Consider the following 26,868-nt stretch of genomic DNA (forward strand, 5'->3'; position numbering starts at 1 on the left):
ACCCTTTATAAAATACACACTCATCCCCATATTTTATATATAGGCTGACCCCGAGGTTTGGAGAAGCAAAATGGCTTATAGCGAAAAAGTAATTGATCATTATGAAAACCCACGTAACGTTGGTGTTTTAGATAAAAATGCTGAAAATGTTGGTACAGGTATGGTCGGTGCACCAGCTTGTGGTGACGTAATGCGTCTACAAATTCAAGTAAATGACTCTGGTGTTATTGAAGAAGCACGCTTTAAAACTTACGGATGTGGTTCAGCAATTGCATCTAGTTCACTTGTAACAGAGTGGTTAAAAGGTAAAACCCTAGACGAAGCTCAAGCAATTAAAAATATTGATATTGCTAATGAACTTGCTTTACCTCCTGTAAAAGTACACTGTTCCGTGCTTGCAGAAGATGCAATCAAAGCCGCGGTTGAAGACTACCGCAGCAAGAAAGCAAAAGCTTAATTACGTCTCATACTCAATATTTTGGAGTTTTCATGATCCATCTAACTGAAAATGCTGCAGCTCATATCAGCAATTACTTAAAGAATCGCGGTAAGGGTGAAGGTATTCGCGTGGGTGTGAAAACTTCTGGCTGTTCTGGCCTAGCATATGTGCTTGAGTTTGTCGATGAAACTGATGCACATGATGAAGTTTTCGAACAATTTGGAGTAAAAGTTTTCGTAGATCCAAAAAGCTTAGTTTACCTAGAAGGTCTAGAAATGGACTATGTTAAAAACGGCTTAAATGAAGGTTTCGAATTCAATAATCCAAACAAAAAAGGTGAATGTGGTTGCGGTGAGTCCTTCACTGTTTAATTACACATCTCCCCCATTGCACATTAAAACAGTGTTCTTTACACTGTTTTAATCGCATTTATCGTATTACTTTTCACAATATTGTGGATCAATTTTTCATGAATCATTTTGAGTTATTTAATCTTCCAGCCTCACTTGATATTGATTTAGCAGTATTAAAATCTGAATTTTTAAAACTGCAACAACAATATCACCCAGATAAAGCTGAAAATAAAGATCAAGCTTTAATTAAATCGAGTGAAATCAATCAAGCATATAAAGCCTTATCAAATATTGATAGCCGTGCTGGATATTTACTAAAACTCAAAAAACAAGATTTTCATCTAGATCAATCAATCAGTGACTTTGAGTTTCTACAAGATGCACTTGAAATACGTGAGCAACTTGAAGATGCTAGAAGCAGCGAGGAACTCAATTCTTTAAAACTTGAAGTTCAGCAATGGATTGATGGTCTATCACGTGAATTTAAAATTGATTATGCCGAAGATGATTGGGCTGAAGCACGCGATACCGTTCGAAAATTACGTTTCTTCGTAAAAGTAATGGCCGATATTGAAAAAGCCGAAGATCGTCTATTAGATGATGATAGCTTTGATTTAGACGATGATTTTTAATTGTATATTTGTTTTATTTAGTTTCTAAGGATGTAACACAATGGCGCTCTTGCAAATTGCAGAACCTGGTCAATCAAGTGCACCACATGAACATCGTATTGCAATCGGTATCGATTTAGGTACCACCCATTCTTTGGTTGCTACGATTCTCTCTGGTCAGCCCAAAGTTTTGAATGACGAACAAGGTCAGGTGTTACTTCCATCTATCGTCCATTACGATAAAAATACCACTCATTATGGTGAGGCTGCAAAACCGTTTATAACAAACGATCCTAAAAATACGATTGTTTCGGTTAAGCGCTTTATGGGTCGCTCAAAAGCAGATATTAAATTTCAACATCCTTACCAACTTGTTGGTGAAGATAATCAAATGCCAGCTTTTGAAACAACTCAAGGTCGTAAAACACCTGTTGAAATTTCAGCAGAAATTCTAAAGCAACTCAAAGAACGTGCTGAAGAAAGCCTTAAAAATCCAGTAAATGGTGCAGTAATTACTGTCCCTGCTTATTTTGATGAAGCTCAACGCCAAGCTACACGAGATGCGGCTCAGCTTGCTGGATTAAATGTTCTTCGTTTACTCAATGAACCTACTGCCGCTGCTGTTGCTTATGGTTTAGATCAAGCAACAAATCTAATGACTGATCGAAATTATGTTATCTATGATTTAGGTGGTGGTACATTTGACATTTCAGTTTTACGTTTTTCACAAGGTGTATTTGAAGTTCTTGCAACAGGTGGGCATACTGCGCTTGGTGGAGATGATTTAGATCGCCTTATTGTTAAATGGGCTAAAAAACAATTGCTTGTTGAATCTTTAAATGACACTGAATATTCACATGTTCTTGTTGCAGCACGTAAAGCAAAAGAGGCTTTAACAACTCAAGAATCTATACAATTACAATTTTTAGAACAGTCATTAACTCTTGATCGCCCTACCTTTGAAAGCATTATTAAAATTGCTCTCGATAAAACAATTAGTGTATGTAAACGTGTTTTACGTGATGCAAAATTAGAGCTTTCAGATATCGAGAATGTTGTTCTTGTTGGTGGCTCAACGCGATCTTATGCTGTGCAAAATATTGTGCGTGAAACGTTTAACCAAGAACCTCTTTGTACAATTAATCCAGATGAAGTTGTTGCAATTGGTGCATCAATCACAGCAAACCAATTAATCGGAAATACCACCGACGGTGCTCTGCTGCTTGATGTTACACCACTTTCACTAGGCTTAGAAACAATGGGTGGCTTAGTCGAGCGTTTAATTTCACGTAACACAGCTATTCCAGTTGCACGTCGTCAAGAGTTTACAACATATCAAGATGGTCAAACTGCCATGCTCATTCATGTTGTACAAGGTGAACGTGATTTAGTTGAACATTGTCGTAGCTTAGGACGCTTCGTTCTACGTGGCATCCCATCAATGACAGCTGGTCAAGCTAGAATTGAAGTGACATTCCAAGTTGATGCCGATGGCTTACTAACAGTATCTGCAAAAGAAACAACTTCTGGTGTACATGCTCAAATTGACATTAAACCATCATATGGTTTATCTGAAAGTGATACAGAACGTTTACTTTTAGATGGCTTCAAGTATGCCGAAGAAGATAAACAGCTACGTCACTTGAATGAAACCAAGGTCGAGGCTCAACGCGAATTAGAAGCCTTAGAGCAAGCACTTAAAGTTGATGCTAAACTTCTTTCAGAAATTCAACTCAACAAACTAAATACAGCTAAAACAGCATTAATTAATGAATTAGAATCTAATCAAATTGATGCCATTGAAAGAGCTGTTGAACAATTAAAAGTTTATAGTGATGCTTTTGCTGCACTTCGAATGAATCAACATATCGATGCTGCATTAAAAGGCACAAAACTTGAAGATTGGTCAAACTCAAACTAATTTATAGGTAAAGACTATGCCTCGTATTAAAATTCTTCCACATGCGCAAATTTGCCCTGAAGGTGCTGAGTTTGAAGTTGAGCAAAATGCTAACCTTTGCGAAAGCATGCTAAAAAATGGCATTAAAATTGAACATGCATGTGATATGTCATGTGCTTGTACAACTTGCCACGTTATTGTCCGTAAAGGTTTTGATAACCTTGAAGAAATGAATGATGTAGAAGCAGACTTACTTGATCGTGCCTGGGGCTTAGAACCAGACTCGCGCTTATCATGCCAAGTTAAAATTGTTGATACAGATTTAGAAGTCGAAATTCCTAAATATACAATCAACCATGCTTCTGAAAATCACTAATTAGTATTTAATATAAAAAACCACGCAATTGCGTGGTTTTTTATATTTCAATAAATCATGAATTATGCATCTTTTTTAAACCTAGGCTCTTCAGTTACATCCAATATAACTTCATCTTCAAGACGTAATTTTACAATACCCTGTGCATTCGTAAGCATTTGCTGTGCCTTAATACGCTCTATCATTTTTTCTAGGACAGTAATCAATTCCGAATACTCAAAGTTTTGAACTTCATCTAAATTTAAAAGTAAATTAAAACCTTTATATTCATAATCAAACCAACGCTGATATTCCATTTTTTCAGCTTTATATTTTTCCATTACTTGCCAAGTTTTTACAGGTGCCTGAATACCTTTTAAATCAATAGGTTCACGTGGCGCACACATATAACTATCTTTGACAAATTTATATGTATCTTCAGAAATTAAAATTTCATCTACTTCTGCAGCACTTTGCAAACGAGCTGCCAAATTCACATCATGCCCCACAATTGTATATGCCATACGATGTGCAGTACCATAGTTTCCGACGTGACAATAGCCAGTACTAACCCCCATACGAATATGCAATGGCGGATAACCCATTTTCATCCATCTCTCACGCAACAATTTCATTTGTTGTCGCATTGCTAAGGCCATATCTACACAAGTTTTTGCATCCTGCTCTACACCTTGAGTATTAGGATCCCCAAAAAACACTAAAATTGCATCTCCCATAAACTTATCTACAGTACCTTCATACTGTTTTGCAATTTCAGTCATATGACTCAAATAATCGTTGAGTAAAAATGCTAAATCATCTGGAATAAGCGTTTCTGACAACTCAGTAAACCCTTGAATATCTGAAAAGAATACTGTAATTTTTTTACGTTTATATTCAATTTTTGCTTCAGACTCACCTTTCATGATCGATTGCCAAAGTTGTAAAGGAGCATATCGACTTAATTGATTCGAAAACTCCATATATCGGTGCATTTGTGAATAATAATATTCTTGTTGCCCAATCGCGACTTGCACTCGACGAGCTTGATATAAACTCCCCATACCGAAATAACAAATCATGCACAAAAAGGCTAAGATTGTGAGCTCAACACTCGCCATTTCAAAATAGCGACCAAAACCAAATACAAAAATATTACACAGATAAAATAACGTTACACCAAATAAACAAGCAAGCGAAGCTATAGAAAACGGAATTTTTTCATGAATCATTGAATAAAGCAGAGCAAATAATATTAGCAATGTTAAAACTAAATTTAGATGAACAGCTGATAAATAAACTGCAACTACTGCAATATCGATTAAAAAGAGTGTGTAAATTTTAAAATTTCTATTATATTTATATTCTATAATTCGACATATTTTTGGCGTAATTAAAAGTAATGCTATCAATAACAACGGCACATAAACTTGATAATTACTACCTTCAGAAGTGAAATGATAAACAACCAAAATAAGAGCTAAACTTAAATAAGCAACTAATCTATGAAGGTATTCAAACCTTCTAGGTTCTCTATCAATCCAATTTCCAAATGATACCATTTTTACCTCTGTAATAGACTAAGAAAGCCATGAATTCATGGCTTTGAATTTAGTCCATTCTCCAATCAAAAGGCATATCCCCTTGACCACGAAGCGCCAGCATTAATGTTTGACGCATATGTGCAAGAACTTCATTGCTATAAGGTATAGCAGGTGTTCCCCATACTGGTTTTGGCCAAACCACATCATTCTGATAACGAACAACATGATGAAAATGCAGTTGTGGAACCATATTCCCCAAGGCAGCCACGTTCATTTTGTCCGCACGGAATACACGAGAAAGCTGACTAGACAACCAACTTGATTCGCGCAAAAATTGCTCTTGATCAGCTTGACTAAGTTCATACAACTCTGTAATTCCAGCAACACGAGGAACTAGAATGAGCCATGGGAACTGCATATCATTCATTAAACGACAAGTTGACAATGGAAAGTCGCCAACATAAAAAGTATCTTGAGCAAGTTGTGGATGCAAACTAAACATATCTTTATCAGTGATGTAAAAATTAGAATGATGGCTAATACTACCACATCCCAAAGAGTGTGAATATTCTATATAACGTGTTTCAGTACAAATAAATAAAGATTTGTTATGAACTCTATCATATATTCATGTATATTAATTTTTATTAAAATATCAAGCGTTTCTTGAATATTTTTACAAAAATAAGTACCAGTCTCATAACAAAATCTAAAATGAATATCACACTTTAAGCACGCATATCCTTCAGCAATTGACCTAATATATCATTAATGAATTGAATTCTCTTCAGATAATCCTCTAACATCACCATGATTTTTAAGCGCTGACCACCATCCATTCTAAAATAGGTTGGCTGTTTTTGCATCATCTGAATAATAGTCATAGCTTGCACGGGTGTATCTGGTGAAAACTCAATATAACCACCATGAGAACTAATATCAATTTTCGTAATACCCAATTGCTCTGCTTTCAAACGAATTTGATGCACCGCAAATAACTGTTTAACAGGTTCTGGAGGTATACCAAATCGATCGATTAATTCCATGCGAATATGATCTAGTTTTTCTTGTGTGTCTGTATTACTAATACGTTTATAAAACAATAATCGCTGATGCACATCACCCAAATAGTCATCTGGAATAAGTGCAGGCATATGCAAATTAATTTCTGCAGTTAACGACAATGGTGCATCAAAATTTGGCGTTTTTCCTTTTTGAATTGCTTTAGTCGCTTTTTCAAGCATTTCCATATATAAACTATAACCAATTGCTTGCATAGAGCCACTTTGTTGCTCACCCAACAACTCACCTGCTCCACGAATTTCCAAATCTTCAGTTGCTAACATAAAACCTGCACCTAAAGCTGAAGCTCGAGTAATCGCATCTAAGCGTTTTTCTGCATCGCCTTTTAAACCTTTAATTGAAGGCACAAGTAAATATGCATATGCTTGATGATGCGAACGTCCTACACGACCGCGCAATTGATGCAATTGTGCAAGCCCCAATTTATCTGCTCGTTCAATAATAATTGTATTCGCATTAGGAACATCAATACCTGTTTCAATAATTGTTGAACAAACCAAAACATTATATTCTTTATGGTAAAACTGTTGCATGGCTTGTTCTAACTCTTTTTCACGCATTTGCCCATGAGCAACAGCAACACGAGCTTCAGGAACTAACTCGCGCAATGACTCAGCTGTACGTTCAATTGTTTCAACTTCATTATGCAAGAAATAAACCTGTCCACCGCGTAATAACTCACGCAAAATTGCCTCTTTTACAGAATCACCAGTTTGCTCTTGTACAAAAGTTTTAACAGCCAAACGACGAGCTGGTGGTGTTGCAATAATAGATAAATCACGCATACCACTAAATGCCATATTTAAGGTGCGAGGTATCGGAGTTGCTGTTAATGTCAACATATCAACATCAGCACGCATTGCTTTGATACGCTCTTTATCTCGCACACCAAAACGGTGTTCTTCATCTACAATCATTAATCCTAAGTTTTTAAACTGTATATTTTCTTGTAAAATTTTATGCGTACCAATCACAATATCTACCTTACCATCAACAAGATCTTCAATGATTTTTGTATGAGATTTTGAAGAACCAAACCGAGATAAAACTTCTATACGTATAGGCCAATCTGCGAAGCGATCTTTAAATGATTCATAATGTTGCTGCGCTAATAATGTTGTTGGCACAAGAACAGCAACTTGTTTATTATTTTGTACAGCTACAAATGCTGCTCGCATTGCAACTTCAGTTTTACCAAAACCAACATCACCACACACCAAACGGTCCATTGGTTTTGCTTTTTGCATATCATATAAAGTTGCTTCAATAGCATTGGCCTGATCCAAAGTTTCTTCATAAGCGAATCCAGACGCAAATTGCATATACAGCTTTTCATCTATTTCAAAACCGAATCCTGGCTTTGCTTGTCTGCGTGCTTGAATATGCAATAACTCTGCAGCAACATCATGAATTTGCTCTAAAGCTTTTCGTTTTGCTTTGCTCCATACATCAGTTCCCAACTTATGTAATGGTGCTAAATCAGGATCTCCACCACTATAACGACTAATTAAATGTAAGTTAGTTACAGGAACATATACTTTTGCAGCATCGGCATAATCTAACTGAAGAAATTCATGATCTTGATCATCAATACTTAATGTAATTAATCCCGCATAGCGACCAACACCATAATCAATATGTACAACAGGTGCACCAATACTAAGCTCAGTTAAACTTCGAATTAAGAACTCTTCAGAAACCTCTTGCTGACGTTTCCGACGACGTTGTACAACACGATGTTCATATAACTGGTTTTCTGAAATAACACTTAACTTATCAAGAAGTACTAATCCACGATCTAAAGGTGCATTTGTAATTGCAATTGAATATGATGATTGTAAAAAATTTTGAAAATTTTCTACAATTGGAATCTCACCTAAACTTGCTCTTAAAACATCACGTAATGTTTCTCTACGACCCGCGCTTTCAGCAACTAGAAGCACAGGAAAATTTGCTGTATCAATATAATCTTTAACTGCAGAAAAAGGCTGTTCTTGTTTTGGTTCTACAGCTAAACGAGGTGGAGCTTCTGTAACGACATTTAATACACCTGCCTTTTCATCAAATATTTGTGATGATGAAATACAGCGACCAAATTGATTTAATTTCTCTAGAACAGAATTTGGTGGGATAAATAAATATTCTGGAGCTAATAATGGCTGATCAATATTATGGCGTCTATCTTCATATCTTCTTTGAATTTCTTTCCAATAACTTGCCAATTCATCGTCTAAGTGCCTATCTGTAATTACAATGGAATGATTTGGTAAGTACGAAAATAAAGAGCTCTGACTTTCCATTGCATCCTCTTCAAAAAATAGAGGCAAATAAAACTCTATTCCTGGTGATGCAATTCCATCTAAAACATCCTGATAAATTGAATTTTTTTTCGGATTTGCTGTTGGAAACATATCAGCATAACGATTACGAAATACTGAACGCCCTTCTTTTAATGGAAATTCTTTTGCTGGTAACACTTTAAAATGATTTAAAGGCTCTATTGTCCTTTGAGTTTCTGGATCAAAAAATTTTAAAGTTTCAACTTCATCATCAAATAAATCTATACGGATTGGTGCTTGCTGTCCTGAAGCATAAATATCTACAATACTACCACGAACAGCAAATTCACCATGATCATAAACTGTATCGACTAAATGGTATCCTGCTTGAATTAATCGTTGTTTTTGTTGTTCTAATGCAAATTTTTGACCGACCTGTATATCAAAATGTTCACCTAATACCCAAGAAACAGGTGCCACACGCTGAGCTATTGTTGATGCTGAAACTAATAAAACGCCATTTTGAGGTATATTTGAAAGTATTGCTAAACGCTCTGACACAATGTCTTGATGTGGAGATAAGCGATCATATGGAAGAATCTCCCAATCAGGGAAAATGGTCGGCTTTAAACCATAAAATTCAAATTCACTTTCTAATTGACTTAAATGCTGATTATTCCTAGCAACAATAACAAAGAGCTTTTTTGAATGCTCACTGATTTCCTTAAAAAGTAAAGCAGCCGCTGAACCTTGTAAATTACCAATCCAGCGTTTTTCACCAGCTTTTAATCGATCTAGATCTAACTTAGAAATTTCTTCTTGAAACATTGATATGGCTTTAAAGTCGAAAAAAACATTTAAATCATAGCATACGTTTTACTTTGCCAAATGTGTCATTAAAAAAAGTAATATTATTTTTCTTCACACAAAAGCCAGCTATCTTTTATCTCTCAAAAATTGTCGATAATATTCATTTAACCTTTTAACTTGTTCCTTGAATTGTAAAAGATTTTCTTTCGTATTCCCTAGTCGCTCAATAAATCTATTGTTTGCTATTTCTAGATCTATTTTCTCATTAATAATGATTGCATTTAAATATAATGCTTTTAAATCATTAAAACTTGTCATTCTTCTATTCGTAAAATATTCCAAACGAGCTGATAACTCATTCATTATTACACCATCAATAATATAACCTAATTGCTGATCATATTGGATCCCATTTTCATCTAGAAATTTTTGTTCCAATTGCTTTTGGCTTTCTGGAAATAATTTCTTAAGCTTCTGTAACATTACTGTATCCAAATTCATATAAAACAAACTATTTTATTCACATTTTGCATTAAATGTTCAAATTAAACATTTAATACATTTCGACATAAAGCACATTTATTAAAGATTACACATAAATTGAAACATAAAATGACAAAAGTGAATACCAATTAAAATTTAATCAGTTTTATTATAACAAACTGATTTAAAAAACAATTAAATTAAACCAACTAAATTGATCTGTTTTAAAACAATCACTTAAAAAAAATATTATACTTAAATAACAATAAGTTAATTAAAATTAGGTTAAAATTTAATCAGTTGTAGGATTTCTCCTATTATCTTCGTTTACATAAAAGTATATTTTTCAATAAAACAATGACATAAAAAGGGGTTATATAATGAACACGATTAAGATGATAGAACTCGAGCAAATTTATAACTTTATTGCTGAGTATCCAGAAATTCTTGCAAAAACAAATTTTGATAGAGTCCGTACATTTATTTCTGCTTATCACAACGATCGAGGGTCTATCATTAACTTTAATGACGATAATTGTTTACAAATTCAATATCATGGTGGAAATATTATGAATTTGGATCTCAACTCTGCTCCCAATTTTTTACATAAATCGGATTTCATTAATTGGTGCAGTAATTATTTAGTTCACTAAATAAATTAGAAATAAGAAGAAAGAACCTCGAATAATATAAACTTAAGGGGAAATTATGCTAATACGGTTATGTTACAGCAGCAAATACAAACAAGGTCAGTTTACACTTGTTGAAGATATCAGAGATATCTTAGTTGTTGCCCGACGGTTTAATCAACAGCATCATATTTGTGGTGTTTTATATTATGCCGATGGTTCTTTCTTTCAATGCTTAGAGGGAGAAAATAATACTGTCAGAGACCTATATGATAGTATTTTAAAAGATAATCGTCACCAAAATGTCACTTTGTTAAAAATAGATCAAATTAAATCTATTAAATTTGAAAATTGGACAATGAAATATGTTGAATCATCAAATCCTATTAAATCATTTTTTAAAAAACTAAATTTTGGAAGTTTTGTGCCAGAACAGCTAGACTTCAAACAATTAGACCAAACTCTTGATCTACTCTACACTGAAAGGGAACAACTTTTTTATTCAGACTTAAGTGATAAAAACCGTATTTTTTCACACTATTTTTAATTCAATAAAAAAGCTCTAAATATTTAGAGCTTTTCTATTAAAATACGATCAATCTGCTTTAGACCCGTGCTTTTCTCATGGTTTTTTCGTCGAATTTTAATGATTTTATCTTCTTGCATATCTTGCAACAATAACTCTACTGCAACCATACTTTCCAAAGGTAAATCTTGTCCGATCCACTTTTGTTCACCAGCATCCATCAAGATGACTTCTTCATTAATTTGATCATATAAGCTCATAATAACCTCAACTCACAATACAAACATTTACTTTTGTATGAACATTAAATGAATGGGCACACTATATACCTAATGTAATTAACTTTAAATACCACAAGTAAATTTTAATAATAAAATAAAATTTATTTAATTTTAATAATAAATAATCTTATTTTCTGTATTTTTTGCTTAACTCTTAAAACAAAATAATAAAAAAGAGCATTCATTTAGAATGCTCTTTTTTTAAACTTAAATAAAATTAAGCTGTAATTTCTTTTACCGCTGCAACAACTGCTTCAGTTGTAATTCCAAAATGTTGGAACAAGTCTTTTGCTGGTGCTGATTCACCATAAGTCGTCATACCAATAACACGACCATCTAAACCAACAAATTTCCACCAATAATCTACATGAGCAGCTTCCACAGCAACACGCGCACGAATATTCGTTGGAAGAACAGCTTCACGATAAGCTGCATCTTGCTTCATAAACTCTTCAGCACATGGCATAGAAACAACACGCACACCATCAAGTTGAGCATAAGCTTCCATCGCCAAAGCTACTTCAGAACCAGTCGCAATGATGATTGCTTTCAATTCGCCTTTTTCTTTCGCAAGTACATAACCACCTTTCGCAACATCTGCAATTTGTGCATCAGTACGTGCTTGGAACGGTAAGTTTTGACGAGAGAAAATTAATGCAGATGGGCCTTCTGAACGTAAAAGTGCAGATTTCCAAGAAATTGCTGCTTCTACAGTATCACATGGGCGCCATGTATTTAAATTAGGTGTGCCACGTAAAGATGCAATTTGCTCGATTGGTTGATGTGTTGGACCATCTTCACCAAGACCAATAGAGTCATGTGTATATACATGAATTACACGCTGCTTCATTAATGCAGACATACGAACTGCATTACGTGCATATTCCATAAACATTAGGAATGTTGCAACATAAGGAATAAAGCCACCGTGAAGCGCTACACCATTTGCAATTGCCGTCATACCAAATTCACGTACACCATAATGTACATAGTTACCAGCTGGATTCTCTTGAACACCTTGAGCACCTTTCCAAAGTGTTAAGTTAGAACCAGCCAAGTCAGCAGAACCACCTAAAATTTCAGGTAATAATGGTGCAAATGCTTGAATTGCATTTTGGCTTGCTTTACGTGTTGCAATTGTTTCCGCTTTTGCATTTACGTCAGCAATATACGCATCTGCATCTGCTGCAAAAGTTTCTGGTAATGCGCCAGTTAAACGACGTTTAAGCTCAGCTGCTTCAGTTGGATATTTCGCAGCGTATGCAGCAAATGTTTCATTCCAAGCAGCTTCAGATTTAGCACCTTTCTCTTTTGCATCCCAAGCTTTATAAATATCAGCAGGAATTTCAAATGCTTCTTCAGCCCAACCTAAAGCTTTACGAGTTAAAGAAATTTCGTCATGACCTAATGGTGCACCATGACAATCTTCTTTACCTTGTTTATTCGGGGAACCCAAACCAATTACTGTTTTACAGATAATTAAAGTTGGTTTAGTTGTTTCCAATTTTGCAGCAATAGTCGCTTCACGAATAGCATTCGCATCATGACCATCTACTTTAAGAACTTGCCAGCCGTAAGCATGGAAACGTTGTTCTGTATCATCTGAGAACCAACCTTCAACTTCACCATCAATTGAAATGCCATTATCATCATAATAAGCAACAAGTTTACCCAGTCCTAGTGTACCTGCTAATGAACATGCTTCATGAGAAACACCCTCCATTAAACAACCATCACCCAGGAAACAATAAGTAAAGTGATCAACGACAGTAATATCATCTTTATTAAATTGAGCAGCTAATGTTTTTTCAGCTAAAGCAAAACCTACTGCATTAGCAATACCCTGACCTAATGGACCAGTTGTAGTTTCAATACCTGGTGCATAACCTAATTCTGGATGACCAGGTGTTTTTGAATGTAATTGACGGAATGATTTAAGATCTTCAATTGAAAGATCATAACCCGTTAAATGAAGCAATGCGTATTGCAACATAGAACCATGACCATTAGACAATACAAAACGGTCACGATTCGCCCATTGTGGATTACTTGGGTTATGGTTTAAAAATTCACGCCAAACAACATCAGCGATGTCTGCCATCCCCATTGGTGCACCTGGATGACCTGAATTTGCTTTTTGCACAGCATCCATTGCCAACACACGAATTGCGTTTGCAACACGACGTTCATTAAGCGGGGTTGTCATAAATCAAAGTCCAATAAATTTGTTGAGAAGATGAAGAAGATGAATATAGATTCACATCAAATACATATTGTCTTAAAAAAATGGGGTTCGGTAAAGCCTTGAAATTAATATTTCCCAATTATTTCACATTAAACTACACATAAGATGATACAACTCATTACAGAAACAAATTTATATACAGCCAACATCCAAACAAATGATTCTCATTTTCAAATATTAAATTCTTTTAGCTTTTAATTTCATCTAAATTAAAAACTAAAAGAATGCCCCTTTTTTGTTATAACCAATTTAGCTGAATTAAAACCAATTAATTTATTTAAAATATCTATAAGAAGATAATTTCATCTGCATTCACTTTTGCTTAAAAATACAACTTTATTTTCACTTATCAATTTTTTAGATGAATATATCAAATAAAAAGTTTCAAAACTGAAATAAATTCAGCCAATTTAATCCTTATTGACTAGTTCTAAGATTAAAGTCGATGTAACATAACGCGTCTATAAATTAACTGTGATAGGACTTATGCGCGAGTACGCTGTATTTACTTCAGAATCTGTAAGCGAAGGCCATCCAGATAAAATGGCTGATCAAATTAGTGATGCTATTTTGGATGCTATCTTAAAAGAAGACCCATATGCGCGTGTTGCATGTGAAACGCTTGTAAAAACTGGTGCGGTTGTACTTGCTGGTGAAATCACAACAACTGCAAATGTTGACTTTGAAGCAATTGTGCGCCAAACCGTAAATGGTATTGGTTATCACCATTCAGATTTAGGTTTTGATGGCTCAACTTGTGCTGTCATTAATATGATTGGTAAGCAATCTCCCGAAATTGCTCAAGGTGTTGATCGCCAAAAACCAGAAGATCAAGGTGCCGGTGACCAAGGCTTAATGTTTGGTTATGCAAGTCGCGAAACTGACGTTCTTATGCCTGCCCCTATTTCATATGCTCATCGCTTAATGGAAAAACAAGCAGAGTTACGTCGTAATGGTTCTTTACCATGGTTACGCCCAGATGCTAAAAGCCAAGTAACTTTTGCTTATGAAAATGGCAAACCTGTTCGCCTAGATGCTGTTGTTCTTTCTACACAACATGATCCAGAAATTTCTCAAGCAGATTTAAAAGAAGCTGTAATTGAAGAAATTGTTAAAAAGATCATTCCTGCTGAAATGTTCCATGCAGACACTAAATTCCACATCAACCCAACTGGGATGTTTGTGATTGGTGGTCCTGTAGGTGACTGTGGTTTAACTGGTCGTAAAATCATTGTAGATACTTATGGTGGTATGGCACGTCATGGCGGTGGTGCATTCTCTGGTAAAGATCCATCAAAAGTTGACCGTTCTGCTGCATATGCTGGTCGCTATGTTGCTAAAAACATCGTTGCCGCTGGTCTTGCTGATAAATGTGAAATTCAAGTTTCCTATGCAATTGGTGTTGCTGAGCCAACATCTATTTCAATTAACACATTTAATACTGCTAAAGTATCTGAAGATTTAATCATTGCTCTTGTTCGTGAACACTTTGACTTACGTCCATATGGTATTACACGTATGTTAGATCTCATTCAGCCAATGTATCAACAAACAGCATCTTATGGTCATTTCGGCCGTGAAGGTTCTGATACTGCATTTACATGGGAAAAAACAGACAAAGCTGAAGCACTTAGAGCATCTGCTGGACTATAATTTCCATTATAAAAAAGCCCACATTCATATGTGGGCTTTTTTATAGCTCAATTGCAATAAATAATAAATCAAGTTGTAAATATTTAAGCTTTTAAACCCAATTTATATTATTCAAAGTGATGTGTTCATTTTGTTATATTTAGATGAATAATTCTGAAATAAAAAATAAACCATCATTAAACCTAATAAGCATAAGCATGAGCTAATAATTGCAAGACTAGACCAATCTTGAGTTTTTGTAACCACAAATGCACTAAGTGGAACAATCAAAAGTTGAGCACAAGCAGATACTTGTATCACTAGCCCCACACTTGCTGCAATCGCATTTAAACGAGGTGCATACTGAATAGTAATTGCAAAAATTGTCGTAGGAATAAGCCCTCCAAGGAGAGAGGATAAAATAGCACTGATGTATTTAAATTCAAAACTCAACCATTTAGTCGTAGAAAAAGCAATAATATTTGCGACCAACACACTGATTAAACTAAAGTTTAATAATCTAGAAGGAGAAATACCACGCTGTAATAGACTCCCACCACTAAATGTTCCAACCAAATTAGCAAGTACAACTACGGAAACGAGCATACCTGCTGTTTTTAGACTTAATCCATCATTAACATACATACTAGGTAATAAGCCTACCAAGGTTGTCCATTGGCCTGCATAACATGAAAAAATAATAGCCAAACACAAAACAGGTGGATGTGTGAGCGTTATCTTTAAAATATTTAAAAATGACGAATTTTGTTGAGAGATGCTAATTTCTTCCTTTAACGTTACACACCATTGAATCATTGCTGCAATAAAAAAACTAACACAGCCTAAGATCACCCATAATTCTTGCCATGTCATATAATCTAGCAATAGTGGAATAGTTAAGATGGCAAAACCAACCCCACCCCCCATATATGAGCTCCATAATCCGAGTTTAAAGTTTAAACTTTGCGATGTACTTATTCGTTTTAATATTGCTGGTGCACAAATTGTGATACATAAATAACCAATACCTTCCCCAAAACGAAATAAATATAAAGAAAAAACAGTGTTAATAAAATAACCAGCAATACTACTTATGCCTAGTATAATTAAGCCCACTATTAGACAGAGCTTTAAACCAATTCTTTCTGAAAAAGCACCAATACAAAGTGCAAATAACATGCCTGCACCTTGTATTAATGACAATGAAAGACCTGCTTGAGCAAAACTAATATCCAGTTCATTTTGTAAAATAGGAATAATTGGTGCAAGCTTCCCAACATTTATTGCTGCTAAGTAGCCTGCTAAAATAATCCAAATATCTTGTTTAGAAATCTTTGACATCCTGTCTTCTATAATTAGCTTTTTTAGTTAACTTTATCCTACTATACGAAATCATTAGTATTTATACTTAATAACTTATAAATTCATATATAAAAAGTATTTTTAACTCAAAAAGCAAAACCAAGGTAATTACTGATATAAAATGAGTTAAATTGACTCACCAAATCTAGTTTTACTATTTGCTATATCTTAGATTTGAGAAAATGTCACTCGTTACAATAAGCTAAAATAGAACTATGAAAATTCAATTGCCTTAGCATGTATTTTTATTTAATTATCATTATGAAATATCAATAGCCCCTAGTTAATAAAAATATCAAAAAAGTTCTCACTTTTTGAAAATAAGTTACTTTTCAAGCATCAATCTGATAATTTCGTATAGAATATACGAAATTTAATCATTACAATTTTTTATGCAATTTAGATACGATATCAATGGATTACGTGCTATCGCTGTTCTTGCGGTTGTTATTTTTCACTTTAATCCTAGATGGCTAGAAGGTGGGTTTGCAGGAGTTGATGTTTTCTTTGTCATTTCAGGCTTCTTAATGACCTCTATTATTTTTAGTAGTGTAGCGAAAAACTCTTTCAATCTTTTCAAATTTTACAATGCTCGTGCCAATCGCATTATTCCAGTTTTAGCCGCAATGTCTGCTGTGTTACTTGTTTTTGGCTGGTACTTTTTAATTCCTCCTGATTACAGCAGTCTAGGTGAACAAGTTACCAAAAGTGCTAGCTTTACATCAAATCTTCTCTTCGCAAAAGGTGGTGGATATTTTGATACATCAGAACATACAAAATGGCTATTACACACATGGTCTTTATCTGTTGAATGGCAATTTTATATCTTTTTCCCAATTATTATTATCATACTCAAAAAATATCTAAATTTTTCAAATCTTAAGCGAATAGTAATTGGTTTATTTTTAGCAAGTTTTATCTATTGTATTTATGCAACATACAAGGACACTAAAACAGCCTACTTTCTTTTAACAACACGTGCTTGGGAAATGCTTCTTGGTGGACTTGCATTTCTTTATCCATGGTCATTAAAAAACAAATCCGTATTAATGAGCACTCAATGTATAGGATTAATCCTCATTATTGCTTCGTATTTTTTAATGTCGAACTATACACTTTGGCCTGGCTATATGGCCCTTATTCCAACACTTGGCGCATATTTAATAATTATAAGCAATCAGCAAAATAATATTCTCATTAACAACCCTATCTTTAATTCTATTGGAAAATGGTCATATTCAATTTATGTATGGCATTGGCCTTTAGTTGTTCTAGGATTCTATTTTGCATTTACTAATTGGTGGATGTATGGCATACCTCTTTCAATTTTCTTAGGTTTCTTAAGCTACCATTTCATTGAAAAAATTAACTTCCCTCGCTATGCATCTTGGAAAGAGATTTATAAAGTTATTCCATTTTATATTTTCTTAATTATTTTAGCTTGCGGTTATTCCATCAAAAAAATGAAGGGTGTTGAATCTAGATTGCCAGAACAAGCACAAATTGCAAATAAGGAAATGTCAAATTCAAATCCGTATAAATGTGATGTTCGCAATTTTAATCCATGCCCTATTGGTAACTCTTCACAAATTAAAGCCATTATTATTGGTGATAGTCACTCTGACTCGCTCACAACCTCCTTAGCTTCTATTTTTAACTTAAATCAACAGGGAGTTCTTTCCTTATCAAACTCAGCCTGCCCTTTCATTTTAAATGCAAAATTCTATAAAAAAGATAGTATTTGTCCTGAAATTAATGAAAAGCGCTTAGATTTAATTGAGTCAAAAAAATATCAAAACACTCCAATTGTTTTAGTTGGTAGATATCCAAGCTATCTGATTGGAGAAAATGATCCTGAGAGAATCCCTAGCTCAGGTGCTAAACCACTACTATATTTTGGTAATGATATAAATCCTTCACAACAAAAACAATTTAATTTATTTGAACAAAATTTAGAGACGACTTTATGTGCAGTTTCTCAATCAAATCCAACATATATTGTTCAGCCAATTCCTGAATTAGGTTTTAATGCACCTAAAAGGATTATGCAAAATATCTTTAATCATAAAAACTTACCAACAACTATTTCACTAAATAGTTATGAGCAAAGGACAAATCAGATTCGTCAAATTATTGAAAAAACAGCATCAAAATGTGGAGCAACTGTTCTAGACCCTATCAATATTTTATGCAAATCTGGTGAATGTATTTCAGAATATAATGGTCGCCCAATCTACAAAGATGGTGATCATTTAAGTGAATACGGCAACAAATTACTTATTCCAATGTTTGAAAAAATATTAGAATAGCTAATGAAATATAAAAAGCCGATATCATTCGATATCGGCTTTTTCATTCATAATAACGTACTACTACATCATCAAAAATATTTCACAATAAAGCACTTCGAAATTTTAAAATTTTCGACTCAGAAATGTACGTATTCGTCCTAATATTGTAGGCTCATAAACTTCGTATGCTGTCATACTAAAATGTTTAATCGTATTTTTATCTTCTATACATGAATCATTTATATGTGAAAGTGCAACATAATTTCGGCAAGCAAGCCAATACATATGTATAGGCTCCTGTGGTGTCAATCTTAATGTTGAAATTATCGAAGAAAGTCTTATGCATTTCTGATTTTTTAATGCATCATTTTTTGTATGATGGGTAACTATTTCTGTGACATTATTTTGCCAAGAATATCCTTTAGCCAATCCATCCAAGTCATATAAAACATGCTCTGGACAAAACTCACCAGGTCTAACCGTATATATTGCTTGATCTAGATACAATACCGGATTACGCTCTATCCTTGATGCTAAGTCATCATTTAATGATTCACCAGCTTCAGTCCAAAAATGAATATATACGTTTTCAGGAACAATAAAACTCCTTTGCTTGATTTGCTGACCATGCCCTGAAACTGTATAGATATGTGCTTTTTTAGCTTTTGTCATAATATATAGCCTTTTATCCTTATAGATCGTCTTTATTTATTAGAATTACTAATGAATAATTATATCAAAAATAACATAATACAAGCATCTATTTTTTCAATACAGACAACATAAAATTAGAATTAAAAACCGTAAATTATATTAGTTAAACTGAATCCGGCTTAAGGAAATATAATCATTGATCTTGAGGAATCTTTATGATTTCAAGCTAAAGAAAGCTCATATTTTGTTTTAAAAAGTCTATAAAATATGCAGAAAATTACTTTTATTGCGTGCTTTTAAAACAAAATTCTTATCTGCGATTTGGGGTAGGTATGCTTTATATATTCAAGATTGGAAAAATGAGTGCTCATTTCTAAAAAAAGCCTTACTTATCAAAAGCAAGGCTTTATATTATTCACTAATAGGCTACTTTAAAATTTGTATGCTACAGCGACCAATAAGCTACTGGATGATTTGCTGTCGATAATTGGACTATCATATACTTTATTTGGGAAAAATTTATGTGATACAACACCTGTTAAGCGTATGTTATCACTAAAAGAATAATTAGCTCCTAATGATATATGCGGTACAACAACTTGATCAGGTTTATATGCTGGCACACCCATAGCAACTTCTGAATCAAAAACACCATAATAATAATTCGATCGTTTACTTGTCATCCAGTCAAATCCAGCATTTGGCACAAATGAAAGTTGATTATTTATTCTCCAAAAATATTGGTAGTTTATTCTCATTTCAGCAGCTTTACTTGCACCTGTTACATCATTCACAGCTTGTAAAGACAAAATACCATAAGGTAATCGAATGAGTGCCTCTAGACCCAAATCTAAACTACGATCACGATCTTCTAATTGTGACTTTGACAAATTATGTTTTGCTAAATCAGACTCCCTTAATTTATCAACATCTAAATGCATTAAGTTAACACTGCCAATAGCATTTAAAGTTATCCATTTACTTTTATACAAGTCAGTTCCCGCATACAAACCTCGAACAAAAAAATGTTCACCTTCATATGAAATTGCAGGAATTACTGTAGCTTCTTTTTTTTCACCAACATAGACATCACTACTGACTACAGCACCAATACCAAGACTAAGACCTTTTAACTTACTATCACCATTGTTTTCAGTAGCAAATGTAGCGCAAGGCATACAGCATAACGATGACAACATAATGTTTTTTAGCAATTTGTGTTCCATATATTCATCTGATATTTTCAGATCTTTATTTAACACACTTAATAATGTTATAGATATAATAAATTGTTGCTAATATTTTAAAATAAATTAGTTTTTTTAATATCAGATAAAATTATTGATATCATTTATTCTTCTCACTTAATTCTCAGAAAATAAATTTTAATCATTCATAGCCTTCACTCATCTCATAAGAAATAAGTATTCTTAGTTTTTAGATAAAAAATCAACCTCGTGTCTTATTATTAAATATTTAGCATTTAAAGGGTAAATTAATACAAAATTTCGCAAGTTCGATATGCGATAAAATTGCTTCATAAATATAAATTTTTATGAAAAATCCCAACAAAATGTCAGGACTTATAAATCAATTTAAAGTTATAGCTCAATTTTAGAATAAAGTGAATCAACTCATATTGGAGGCTAATTATGCTTATACTGACGACTACAATATGCTCTATTAATACTCGGTTCACGCAACTGTAAATGCTTCGTTTTACGCCCTGTCATTCGTTTACGCCACAATTTAAAACTACTAGATTTTAAATTTTGACGCATCAATTGTATAACAGCAGATTCATTTAAGCCGTATTCACGATGAATTGCTTCAAATGGTGTACGATCTTCCCATGCCATTTCAATAATTCGAGATTTATCCGCATCTATACTATTTTCAATACTTAACACTATACAATTTCCATAAGTGATCTATTCAATTTAAATGACTAAATGCTTCAGCATGACAATACTTTAAAATGATCACTGCAATTACACAATAAGGTTTTCAAAATAAATTGATACTTTACGCGATTATAAAACCCAATATTATTTAATCCAATGCTATATTCTTTTATGCAACAATGTAATACTTTCTTTTACCTAAAAATAAACTTTATTCATATTTTATTTTCATTATTTTTCTATAATAGTGTAGCATTTTTTAAATTGGAGATATGCATTGCGCTTTGCCCGCTATAAGTTTGGAATTATCAGTATATTACTTATACTCATCATTAGTTTTGCTGTATTCCGTTGGTGGCAAGGTCCTATTGTAACAGGATTCACCGTTGAAGCGCGCCCGCTCGTCCAAACTGTAGTTGCAACAGGTAAAGTAGTTAGCGTTTCTCGCACTCAAATAGGCAGTGAAATCACAGGAGTTGTCATAGATCGTTTAGTTAAAGAAGGTGATCGAGTATCACGAGGCGATCTTCTTATCACATTAAAAGCAGATGAGTTGGCTGCTCAAGTACGTCAAGCTGAAGCTGAATTAAAAGAACTTTCAACAAATAAATTTCCTCAAGCTAAAATTGACTTAGCCAATGCAAAAGCACAACTTGACCAAGCACGACGTGAGGCTAATCGTAGACGTACTGCAGGACAAGGTATTTTCTCTTCTGAAGAAATAGAACAAGCAATACAAGCTGAAACTCAAGCGGTTAATAATTTTGAAGCAGCACGTTTAAAGGCAGAAGCATCATCACCAGGTAAAGTTGAAGAAATCAAATTAACCGAACAACTCGCTACTTTAAAAGCTCAATTGGCAAAAACAAAGATACGCTCAGAAGTAACTGGAATTGTTTTAACCCGTGATGTTGAACCAGGGGATTTAGTTCAACCTGGACGTGCTTTATTCAATATAGCATTAGATGGTGATACTGAAATACAAGTACAACTTGATGAACGCAATCTACCAAAACTCACATTATCACAAAAGGCAATAATCATTGCAGATGCTTATCCTGATAAACCTTTCCCTGCCACAATTAATTTTATTGCACCAAGTATTGATTCAGAACGAGGTACTGTAGAAGTGAGATTAGCAGTAAATACTGCACCCAATTTCTTACGTCAAGATATGACTGTATCAGTAAATATTGAAACAGGAAAACGAGAGAAAGCACTCGTTATTTCTAATGATAGTTTAGACAATATACAAGGCAATAACGCAACAGTATTAGTTGTACGTGATGGAAAAATTATACACCAAAATGTGACATTAGGTTTACGTGGATTGGGAATGACAGAGATACTAAGTGGTTTAAAATCAGGTGACCATGTTTTAACAAATGCATCCAAAAATTTAGCCGATGGCACACGTGTTCGCTTAGATCTGCAATCGCCACTCATGTAAATTATGATATGTACACTTTCTACCAAATGAACTTATGGTGAATTCTGCTTGAAAATTTTATTAGAACGACTTTTTGTTGAATGGAACATCGCTGTTAGTTTTTTACGCGAAGGTCGTATACAGTCATTGATGATTACAATAGGTGTTACTGTCGGTGTTGCTGTAATTGTATTTATTACAGCATTAATGCAAGGATTACAATCCAATACCATTGAACGCACCTTAGGTACACAAGCACATATACGCTTATTATCACCTGATGATTCTAATCTAATTTTTCCACCATCAGCAGATACAATTCAACTAATACAAGAAGATAAACGTGCACAACGCTTACGCTCTATAAATAATTGGCAACAAGTTACGGACTTATTAGATCAATCCCCATTCCTTACAGCAGTATCACCCATAGTATCTGGTCCAGCTTTTGCTAAACGAGGTGAAGCCCAAGATTCTGTGGTTTTAGTTGGGATGAATCCTGATCGTTATCAAAAAATCATCCCTCTTCAAAATTATATGATTAGCGGTCAACTCAGCATTAGTCCCGATAATGTTCTTATTGGTTCTCAACTTGCTAAAGATTTAGGTGTACAAGTTGGTAGTAAAATTCGGTTAGATACAGGGCAACAAAATAGTACATTAGTCAATATTGCGGGAATTTTTGAATTTGGTGTACGTGAATTAGATGCGCGTTATGTTTATATGGATTTGAAACAAGCACAATCTTTATTAAATTTACCTGGTGGAATTACTGTAATTGACTTAACTGTAAATGATATTTTTGAGGCAGAAAACATTGCAACACAAATAGGAGGATTAACAGCATTACAAGCTGAAAGTTGGATTAAAACAAATTCTCAACTCATGAATGCACTTTCAGCCCAAAGTCTTTCAACAAATATGATTATTCTTTTTGTCGCAATCTCTGTCGCATTTGGAATTTCAAGTGTTTTATCTGTCAGCGTTGTTCAACGTACAAGAGAAATTGGCATTCTCCGAGCAACTGGAGCAACACAGTCTCAAATTTTACGTATTTTTTTATTTCAAGGTGCAATTTTTGGTTTACTAGGCTCCATTACAGGAAGTGCTGCAAGTTATTTATTAGTATGGATTTTTAATAACTTTGGACCAGGGCTATTTTATATTCCCATTTCAATTCAGCTGATTATCATCACCTTATCTCTTGCAACATTTACAGGGGTTTTAGCTGCTGTTTTCCCTGCTCGGCGAGCTGCTACATTAAATCCCGTGGAGGCTATTCGCCATGTCTGAATCATTAAATGAAGTTCTACGTTTAGAGGCACTTCGTAAGTCTTATAATATTGGACAGGCTAATGAAGTAGAAATTTTACACGGCATTAATTTTTCTATTCATCGTAATGACTTTGCAGCTTTAATTGGACCTTCGGGTTCAGGAAAAAGTACATTGCTTAATATATTAGGTTTATTAGATACCCCAACTAGCGGAGAACTATACTTGCTTAATCAAGCAACTAGTATAATGGACGATGCTGAACGGACAAAATTACGTGGAAATAGTATTGGTTTTGTTTTTCAATTTCATCATTTAATTCAAGCATTTACAGTGTTTGAAAATGTACTTATGCCTTTAATAATGGTACATGGACGACCAAATCAGCAAGCTAAACAAAAAGCATATGATTTGCTCCATGCAGTTGGATTAGAAAATCTTTCAAAGCGAAAACCAAGTGAATTATCTGGTGGACAACAACAACGTGTCGCTATTGCAAGAGCACTCATCACTGAACCAGCTTTGCTATTAGCTGATGAGCCTACTGGAAATTTAGATACTCAAACAGCGTTAGATATTTTTGAATTATTTCGTAAAGTTAATCGAGAATTAGGTAGTGCTGTGTTATTTGTAACACATGATCCCCGGTTATCTGTAAATTGTGACCGAACCATTACACTTGTCGATGGTCGTATAGAAAGTGACATGAACCGTACCGGGTTGATCGGAGTCCCAACTTTCTAAAATGAGAAAGCATTGCTTCGCAAGACCGATGAAAAAATCAAACTATACTCCTAAAATTAAAGCATACTAATGACATTCTTTGATTTCACGTTCCACTAGTTTTATTTTTTCTTGATCGTATATCTGTTGTACTTTGACAGGATCCTGTTGATCCATGTGTTTTACATATCAAACACGTATGTTTCAGCAGTATAACCCTTGCACAGCATGCAGCTCAGGAGCAATTGCGGAAATTGCTGCCCAATTCGATGGATAATCTTTTTCGGATTCAATCACTAGTTGAACAGCCCTTTCTCTAATTTCAGGGCTATAGTTTGATTTTTTCATCGGGACATTCTCTCAAGAAAGTTGGTCTCCGAAAAAACCGGTACGGTTCAGTTTTCCACATCCAACTTAAGACTATATAGATAAAACTCTCGATTGAAATAAGCATTTAATTCGTAATACTGAAGCTACTTTTATTATTCGAGTAAACTCATTATCCATGTCAGGTATTGAAATAGATATTAATAATGAATTAATCGTAGCTTAGAAGAGAAGCAAAACACAGAGACATGTGATTGCTTTAGTTTGATGTGTGCTGAAAAAAAAGAGAGACTTTAACCAACTATCACTAAGAGCTATTAATTAAAAACCCAAAATTATGTACATAATTTATCTTGAAAGGTAAATAACTTTGCTAATTTGAAAATATTTTAAATGCTATAATATACTCATAAGATAGTGAGAATGTCTTGATATTAGGCTTATACAGAGTCTTTGTTAAACTTTAAAGAACATAGGGAAAACTTAAATGAATAAGCCAACTATTATCTTCGATATGGATGGTACACTTTTAGACCTCGCATATGATGATTTTATTTGGAATACCTTACTTCCTATTCGATATGCTGAAATTCATCAATGTACGTTAGAAGAAAGTAAGAAGGTTTTATTTACTTTTTATCAAGAACATAATCATACTCTTAATTGGTATTCTTCAAAATTTTGGACATCTAAAGTGGGTATAGATGTTTTAAATATGCAACTTGAATATAAACATAAAGTTTCGCTTAGGAAGGGTTGTCTCGAATTATTAAAATTTTTAAAAAACAATAATTATAATATTTGGTTGGCAACAAATGCAGATAAAGCAGGTCTTAGTTTTAAACTTCAAGAAATGAATTTAGCTTCGTATTTTGATGTTATTGTAAGTTCTGAAGAAATTGGACACGCCAAAGAATTTATAGAATTTTGGCAAATCTTACAACAAAAACACCCTTTTGATCCTAAAAATTGCTATTTTATTGATGATACGGAAAAAGTATTAAATGGGGCAAAAAAGTTTGGAATTGAACACTTAATAAGTATTCAACAACCATCTTCAGATACTGCACCTAGATTGACTTTTTCCTATCCAATGCTAGAAACATTGACTGATTTAATTTCATATCTTAAACACACTGAGGAACCAAAGAAATATGCGTAAATCGAATCTACCTGAAAATGCGGTGGGTATGCGTATTGATAAATGGCTTTGGGCTGCTCGTTTTTTTAAAACTCGTTCTATTGCCAAAAATGCAATTGAAGGTGGTAAAGTTCACCATGATGGTGATCGTGTTAAAGTTTCAAAAGAAGTTCGCCTAGGAATGGAACTCACTATTCAACAAGGTATTGAAAAAAAGACGGTGGTGATTAAAGAACTTTCTGATGTTCGAGGCCCTGCTCCTGTTGCACAAAAGCTATATGAGGAGACTGCCGATAGCATTGCACGTAGAGAAGCTTTTGCATCTCAGCGGAAGTTGCATAATCTAGCCCGTCCAGATCATCGCCCGAGTAAAAAAGATCGACGTGACATTCATAAATTTAAACAAGAAAATGATCAAATGTTTGACCAGTCTTGGGCATATCATGATGATTAAATCGAGCGTCATATTATGTCGCACATAATATGATTTTTATATAACATAAGGAAATTTTCTGTCACTATAGCAATGTGGAAAAGATTTAAAGTCAATGCATCCACTCCGCTAATTATCATGTGACATCGTTTTGAGGTTGT

The 26,868-nt window shown here is 33.9% G+C and carries 24 protein-coding genes and 2 pseudogenes; 15 read left to right on the top strand and 11 right to left on the bottom strand.

The features are described 5' to 3' along the window. The first annotated feature begins 70 nt into the window (after positions 1–70). The 5 genes from iscU (at position 71) to fdx (ending at position 3,679) form a co-directional block, all read left to right on the top strand. The gene (iscU, locus tag AOY20_RS12020; protein ID WP_054582084.1) at positions 71–457 is read left to right on the top strand and encodes a Fe-S cluster assembly scaffold IscU; all 387 of its coding nucleotides are present in this window, start codon (positions 71–73) and stop codon (positions 455–457) included. A gap of 32 nt (positions 458–489) precedes the next feature. Then, a complete protein-coding gene (gene iscA, locus AOY20_RS12025; protein WP_054582085.1) occupies positions 490–810 on the top strand; it encodes an iron-sulfur cluster assembly protein IscA in 321 nt (106 codons plus the stop codon). A 98-nt stretch (positions 811–908) separates the two neighbouring features. Then, positions 909–1,424 carry a Fe-S protein assembly co-chaperone HscB gene (gene hscB, locus AOY20_RS12030; protein ID WP_054582086.1) on the top strand — a complete coding sequence of 172 codons (516 nt, stop codon included), beginning with the start codon at positions 909–911 and terminating at the stop codon, positions 1,422–1,424. Positions 1,425–1,464: 40 nt separating this feature from the next. After that, positions 1,465–3,324, top strand: coding sequence for a Fe-S protein assembly chaperone HscA (hscA, locus tag AOY20_RS12035; protein WP_054582087.1), 1,860 nt, complete (start codon positions 1,465–1,467; stop codon positions 3,322–3,324). 16 nt (positions 3,325–3,340) lie between these two features. Beyond that, positions 3,341–3,679: an ISC system 2Fe-2S type ferredoxin gene (gene fdx, locus AOY20_RS12040; RefSeq protein WP_054582088.1), complete on the top strand. Its 339-nt coding sequence runs from the start codon at positions 3,341–3,343 to the stop codon at positions 3,677–3,679. A 62-nt stretch (positions 3,680–3,741) separates the two neighbouring features. Here fdx and AOY20_RS12045 read toward each other — a convergent pair whose 3' ends face one another. From AOY20_RS12045 to AOY20_RS12060, 4 genes are all read right to left on the bottom strand, one after another. Beyond that, entirely contained in the window at positions 3,742–5,220 is a 1,479-nt protein-coding gene (locus AOY20_RS12045) for an adenylate/guanylate cyclase domain-containing protein (protein WP_054582089.1), read from the bottom strand. Between the two features lie 49 nt (positions 5,221–5,269). Continuing rightward, entirely contained in the window at positions 5,270–5,704 is a 435-nt protein-coding gene (locus tag AOY20_RS12050; protein ID WP_054582090.1) for an HIT domain-containing protein, read from the bottom strand. 226 nt (positions 5,705–5,930) lie between these two features. Continuing rightward, the gene (gene mfd, locus AOY20_RS12055) at positions 5,931–9,392 is read right to left on the bottom strand and encodes a transcription-repair coupling factor (RefSeq protein ID WP_054582091.1); all 3,462 of its coding nucleotides are present in this window, start codon (positions 9,390–9,392) and stop codon (positions 5,931–5,933) included. A gap of 108 nt (positions 9,393–9,500) precedes the next feature. Beyond that, positions 9,501–9,857 carry a hypothetical protein gene (locus AOY20_RS12060; protein ID WP_054582092.1) on the bottom strand — a complete coding sequence of 119 codons (357 nt, stop codon included), beginning with the start codon at positions 9,855–9,857 and terminating at the stop codon, positions 9,501–9,503. Between the two features lie 380 nt (positions 9,858–10,237). On the opposite strand from AOY20_RS12060, the gene AOY20_RS12065 reads away from it, so the two are divergent. Together AOY20_RS12065 and AOY20_RS12070 are read left to right on the top strand one after the other, a co-directional pair. Next, the gene (locus AOY20_RS12065; RefSeq protein ID WP_054582093.1) at positions 10,238–10,510 is read left to right on the top strand and encodes a hypothetical protein; all 273 of its coding nucleotides are present in this window, start codon (positions 10,238–10,240) and stop codon (positions 10,508–10,510) included. Between the two features lie 55 nt (positions 10,511–10,565). Continuing rightward, a complete protein-coding gene (locus AOY20_RS12070) occupies positions 10,566–11,033 on the top strand; it encodes a BLUF domain-containing protein (RefSeq protein ID WP_054582094.1) in 468 nt (155 codons plus the stop codon). Positions 11,034–11,056: 23 nt separating this feature from the next. Here the strand turns inward: AOY20_RS12070 and AOY20_RS12075 are convergent, their stop codons facing one another. Both AOY20_RS12075 and tkt read right to left on the bottom strand, forming a co-directional pair. Further along, on the bottom strand, positions 11,057–11,272 hold the full coding sequence (locus tag AOY20_RS12075; protein WP_054582095.1) for a hypothetical protein: 216 nt from the start codon (positions 11,270–11,272) through the stop codon (positions 11,057–11,059). 238 nt (positions 11,273–11,510) lie between these two features. Continuing rightward, positions 11,511–13,499 (bottom strand): transketolase, encoded by a 1,989-nt coding sequence (gene tkt / locus AOY20_RS12080; protein ID WP_054582096.1) that lies wholly within the window; start codon positions 13,497–13,499, stop codon positions 11,511–11,513. Positions 13,500–14,024: 525 nt separating this feature from the next. Here tkt and metK point away from each other — a divergent pair. Further along, on the top strand, positions 14,025–15,191 hold the full coding sequence (gene metK, locus AOY20_RS12085; protein WP_054582097.1) for a methionine adenosyltransferase: 1,167 nt from the start codon (positions 14,025–14,027) through the stop codon (positions 15,189–15,191). Between the two features lie 111 nt (positions 15,192–15,302). Here metK and AOY20_RS12090 read toward each other — a convergent pair whose 3' ends face one another. After that, positions 15,303–16,511 carry an MFS transporter gene (locus AOY20_RS12090; RefSeq protein ID WP_054582098.1) on the bottom strand — a complete coding sequence of 403 codons (1,209 nt, stop codon included), beginning with the start codon at positions 16,509–16,511 and terminating at the stop codon, positions 15,303–15,305. 413 nt (positions 16,512–16,924) lie between these two features. On the opposite strand from AOY20_RS12090, the gene AOY20_RS12095 reads away from it, so the two are divergent. Next, positions 16,925–18,841 carry an acyltransferase family protein gene (locus AOY20_RS12095; RefSeq protein WP_054582099.1) on the top strand — a complete coding sequence of 639 codons (1,917 nt, stop codon included), beginning with the start codon at positions 16,925–16,927 and terminating at the stop codon, positions 18,839–18,841. Positions 18,842–18,946: 105 nt separating this feature from the next. Here the strand turns inward: AOY20_RS12095 and AOY20_RS12100 are convergent, their stop codons facing one another. The 3 genes from AOY20_RS12100 to AOY20_RS12110 all read right to left on the bottom strand — a co-directional run bounded on the left by AOY20_RS12100 (position 18,947) and on the right by AOY20_RS12110 (position 21,378). After that, positions 18,947–19,495 carry a putative adhesin gene (locus tag AOY20_RS12100; protein ID WP_054582100.1) on the bottom strand — a complete coding sequence of 183 codons (549 nt, stop codon included), beginning with the start codon at positions 19,493–19,495 and terminating at the stop codon, positions 18,947–18,949. A 413-nt stretch (positions 19,496–19,908) separates the two neighbouring features. Further along, positions 19,909–20,691 (bottom strand): MipA/OmpV family protein, encoded by a 783-nt coding sequence (locus AOY20_RS12105; RefSeq protein ID WP_054582101.1) that lies wholly within the window; start codon positions 20,689–20,691, stop codon positions 19,909–19,911. A gap of 432 nt (positions 20,692–21,123) precedes the next feature. Beyond that, positions 21,124–21,378: a TIGR03643 family protein gene (locus AOY20_RS12110; RefSeq protein ID WP_257720071.1), complete on the bottom strand. Its 255-nt coding sequence runs from the start codon at positions 21,376–21,378 to the stop codon at positions 21,124–21,126. A gap of 280 nt (positions 21,379–21,658) precedes the next feature. On the opposite strand from AOY20_RS12110, the gene AOY20_RS12115 reads away from it, so the two are divergent. From AOY20_RS12115 to AOY20_RS12125, 3 genes are read left to right on the top strand one after another with little or no spacing between them, the layout of a single operon-like run. Next, on the top strand, positions 21,659–22,831 hold the full coding sequence (locus tag AOY20_RS12115) for an efflux RND transporter periplasmic adaptor subunit (protein ID WP_054582103.1): 1,173 nt from the start codon (positions 21,659–21,661) through the stop codon (positions 22,829–22,831). Between the two features lie 48 nt (positions 22,832–22,879). Continuing rightward, a complete protein-coding gene (locus AOY20_RS12120) occupies positions 22,880–24,103 on the top strand; it encodes an ABC transporter permease (protein ID WP_054582104.1) in 1,224 nt (407 codons plus the stop codon). Continuing rightward, positions 24,096–24,827: an ABC transporter ATP-binding protein gene (locus tag AOY20_RS12125; protein ID WP_054582105.1), complete on the top strand. Its 732-nt coding sequence runs from the start codon at positions 24,096–24,098 to the stop codon at positions 24,825–24,827. Before AOY20_RS12120 ends, AOY20_RS12125 begins: the two co-directional genes overlap by 8 nt. 75 nt (positions 24,828–24,902) lie before the next feature. Here the strand turns inward: AOY20_RS12125 and AOY20_RS14575 are convergent. Continuing rightward, positions 24,903–25,154 (bottom strand): annotated as a pseudogene (locus AOY20_RS14575) (IS3 family transposase); the annotation flags it as partial. A 70-nt stretch (positions 25,155–25,224) separates the two neighbouring features. Between AOY20_RS14575 and AOY20_RS15185 the strand changes: the two are divergent. From AOY20_RS15185 to AOY20_RS12135, 3 genes and pseudogenes are all read left to right on the top strand, one after another. Next, positions 25,225–25,353: pseudogene (locus tag AOY20_RS15185) on the top strand (hypothetical protein); the annotation flags it as partial. 267 nt (positions 25,354–25,620) lie between these two features. Beyond that, a complete protein-coding gene (locus AOY20_RS12130) occupies positions 25,621–26,295 on the top strand; it encodes an HAD-IA family hydrolase (RefSeq protein WP_054582106.1) in 675 nt (224 codons plus the stop codon). Next, positions 26,288–26,728: an RNA-binding S4 domain-containing protein gene (locus AOY20_RS12135; protein WP_054582107.1), complete on the top strand. Its 441-nt coding sequence runs from the start codon at positions 26,288–26,290 to the stop codon at positions 26,726–26,728. The genes AOY20_RS12130 and AOY20_RS12135 overlap by 8 nt, the downstream gene beginning before the upstream one ends. The last annotated feature ends 140 nt before the right edge of the window (positions 26,729–26,868 follow it).

This window comes from Acinetobacter equi, assembly GCF_001307195.1.
Lineage (GTDB): Bacteria > Pseudomonadota > Gammaproteobacteria > Pseudomonadales > Moraxellaceae > Acinetobacter > Acinetobacter equi.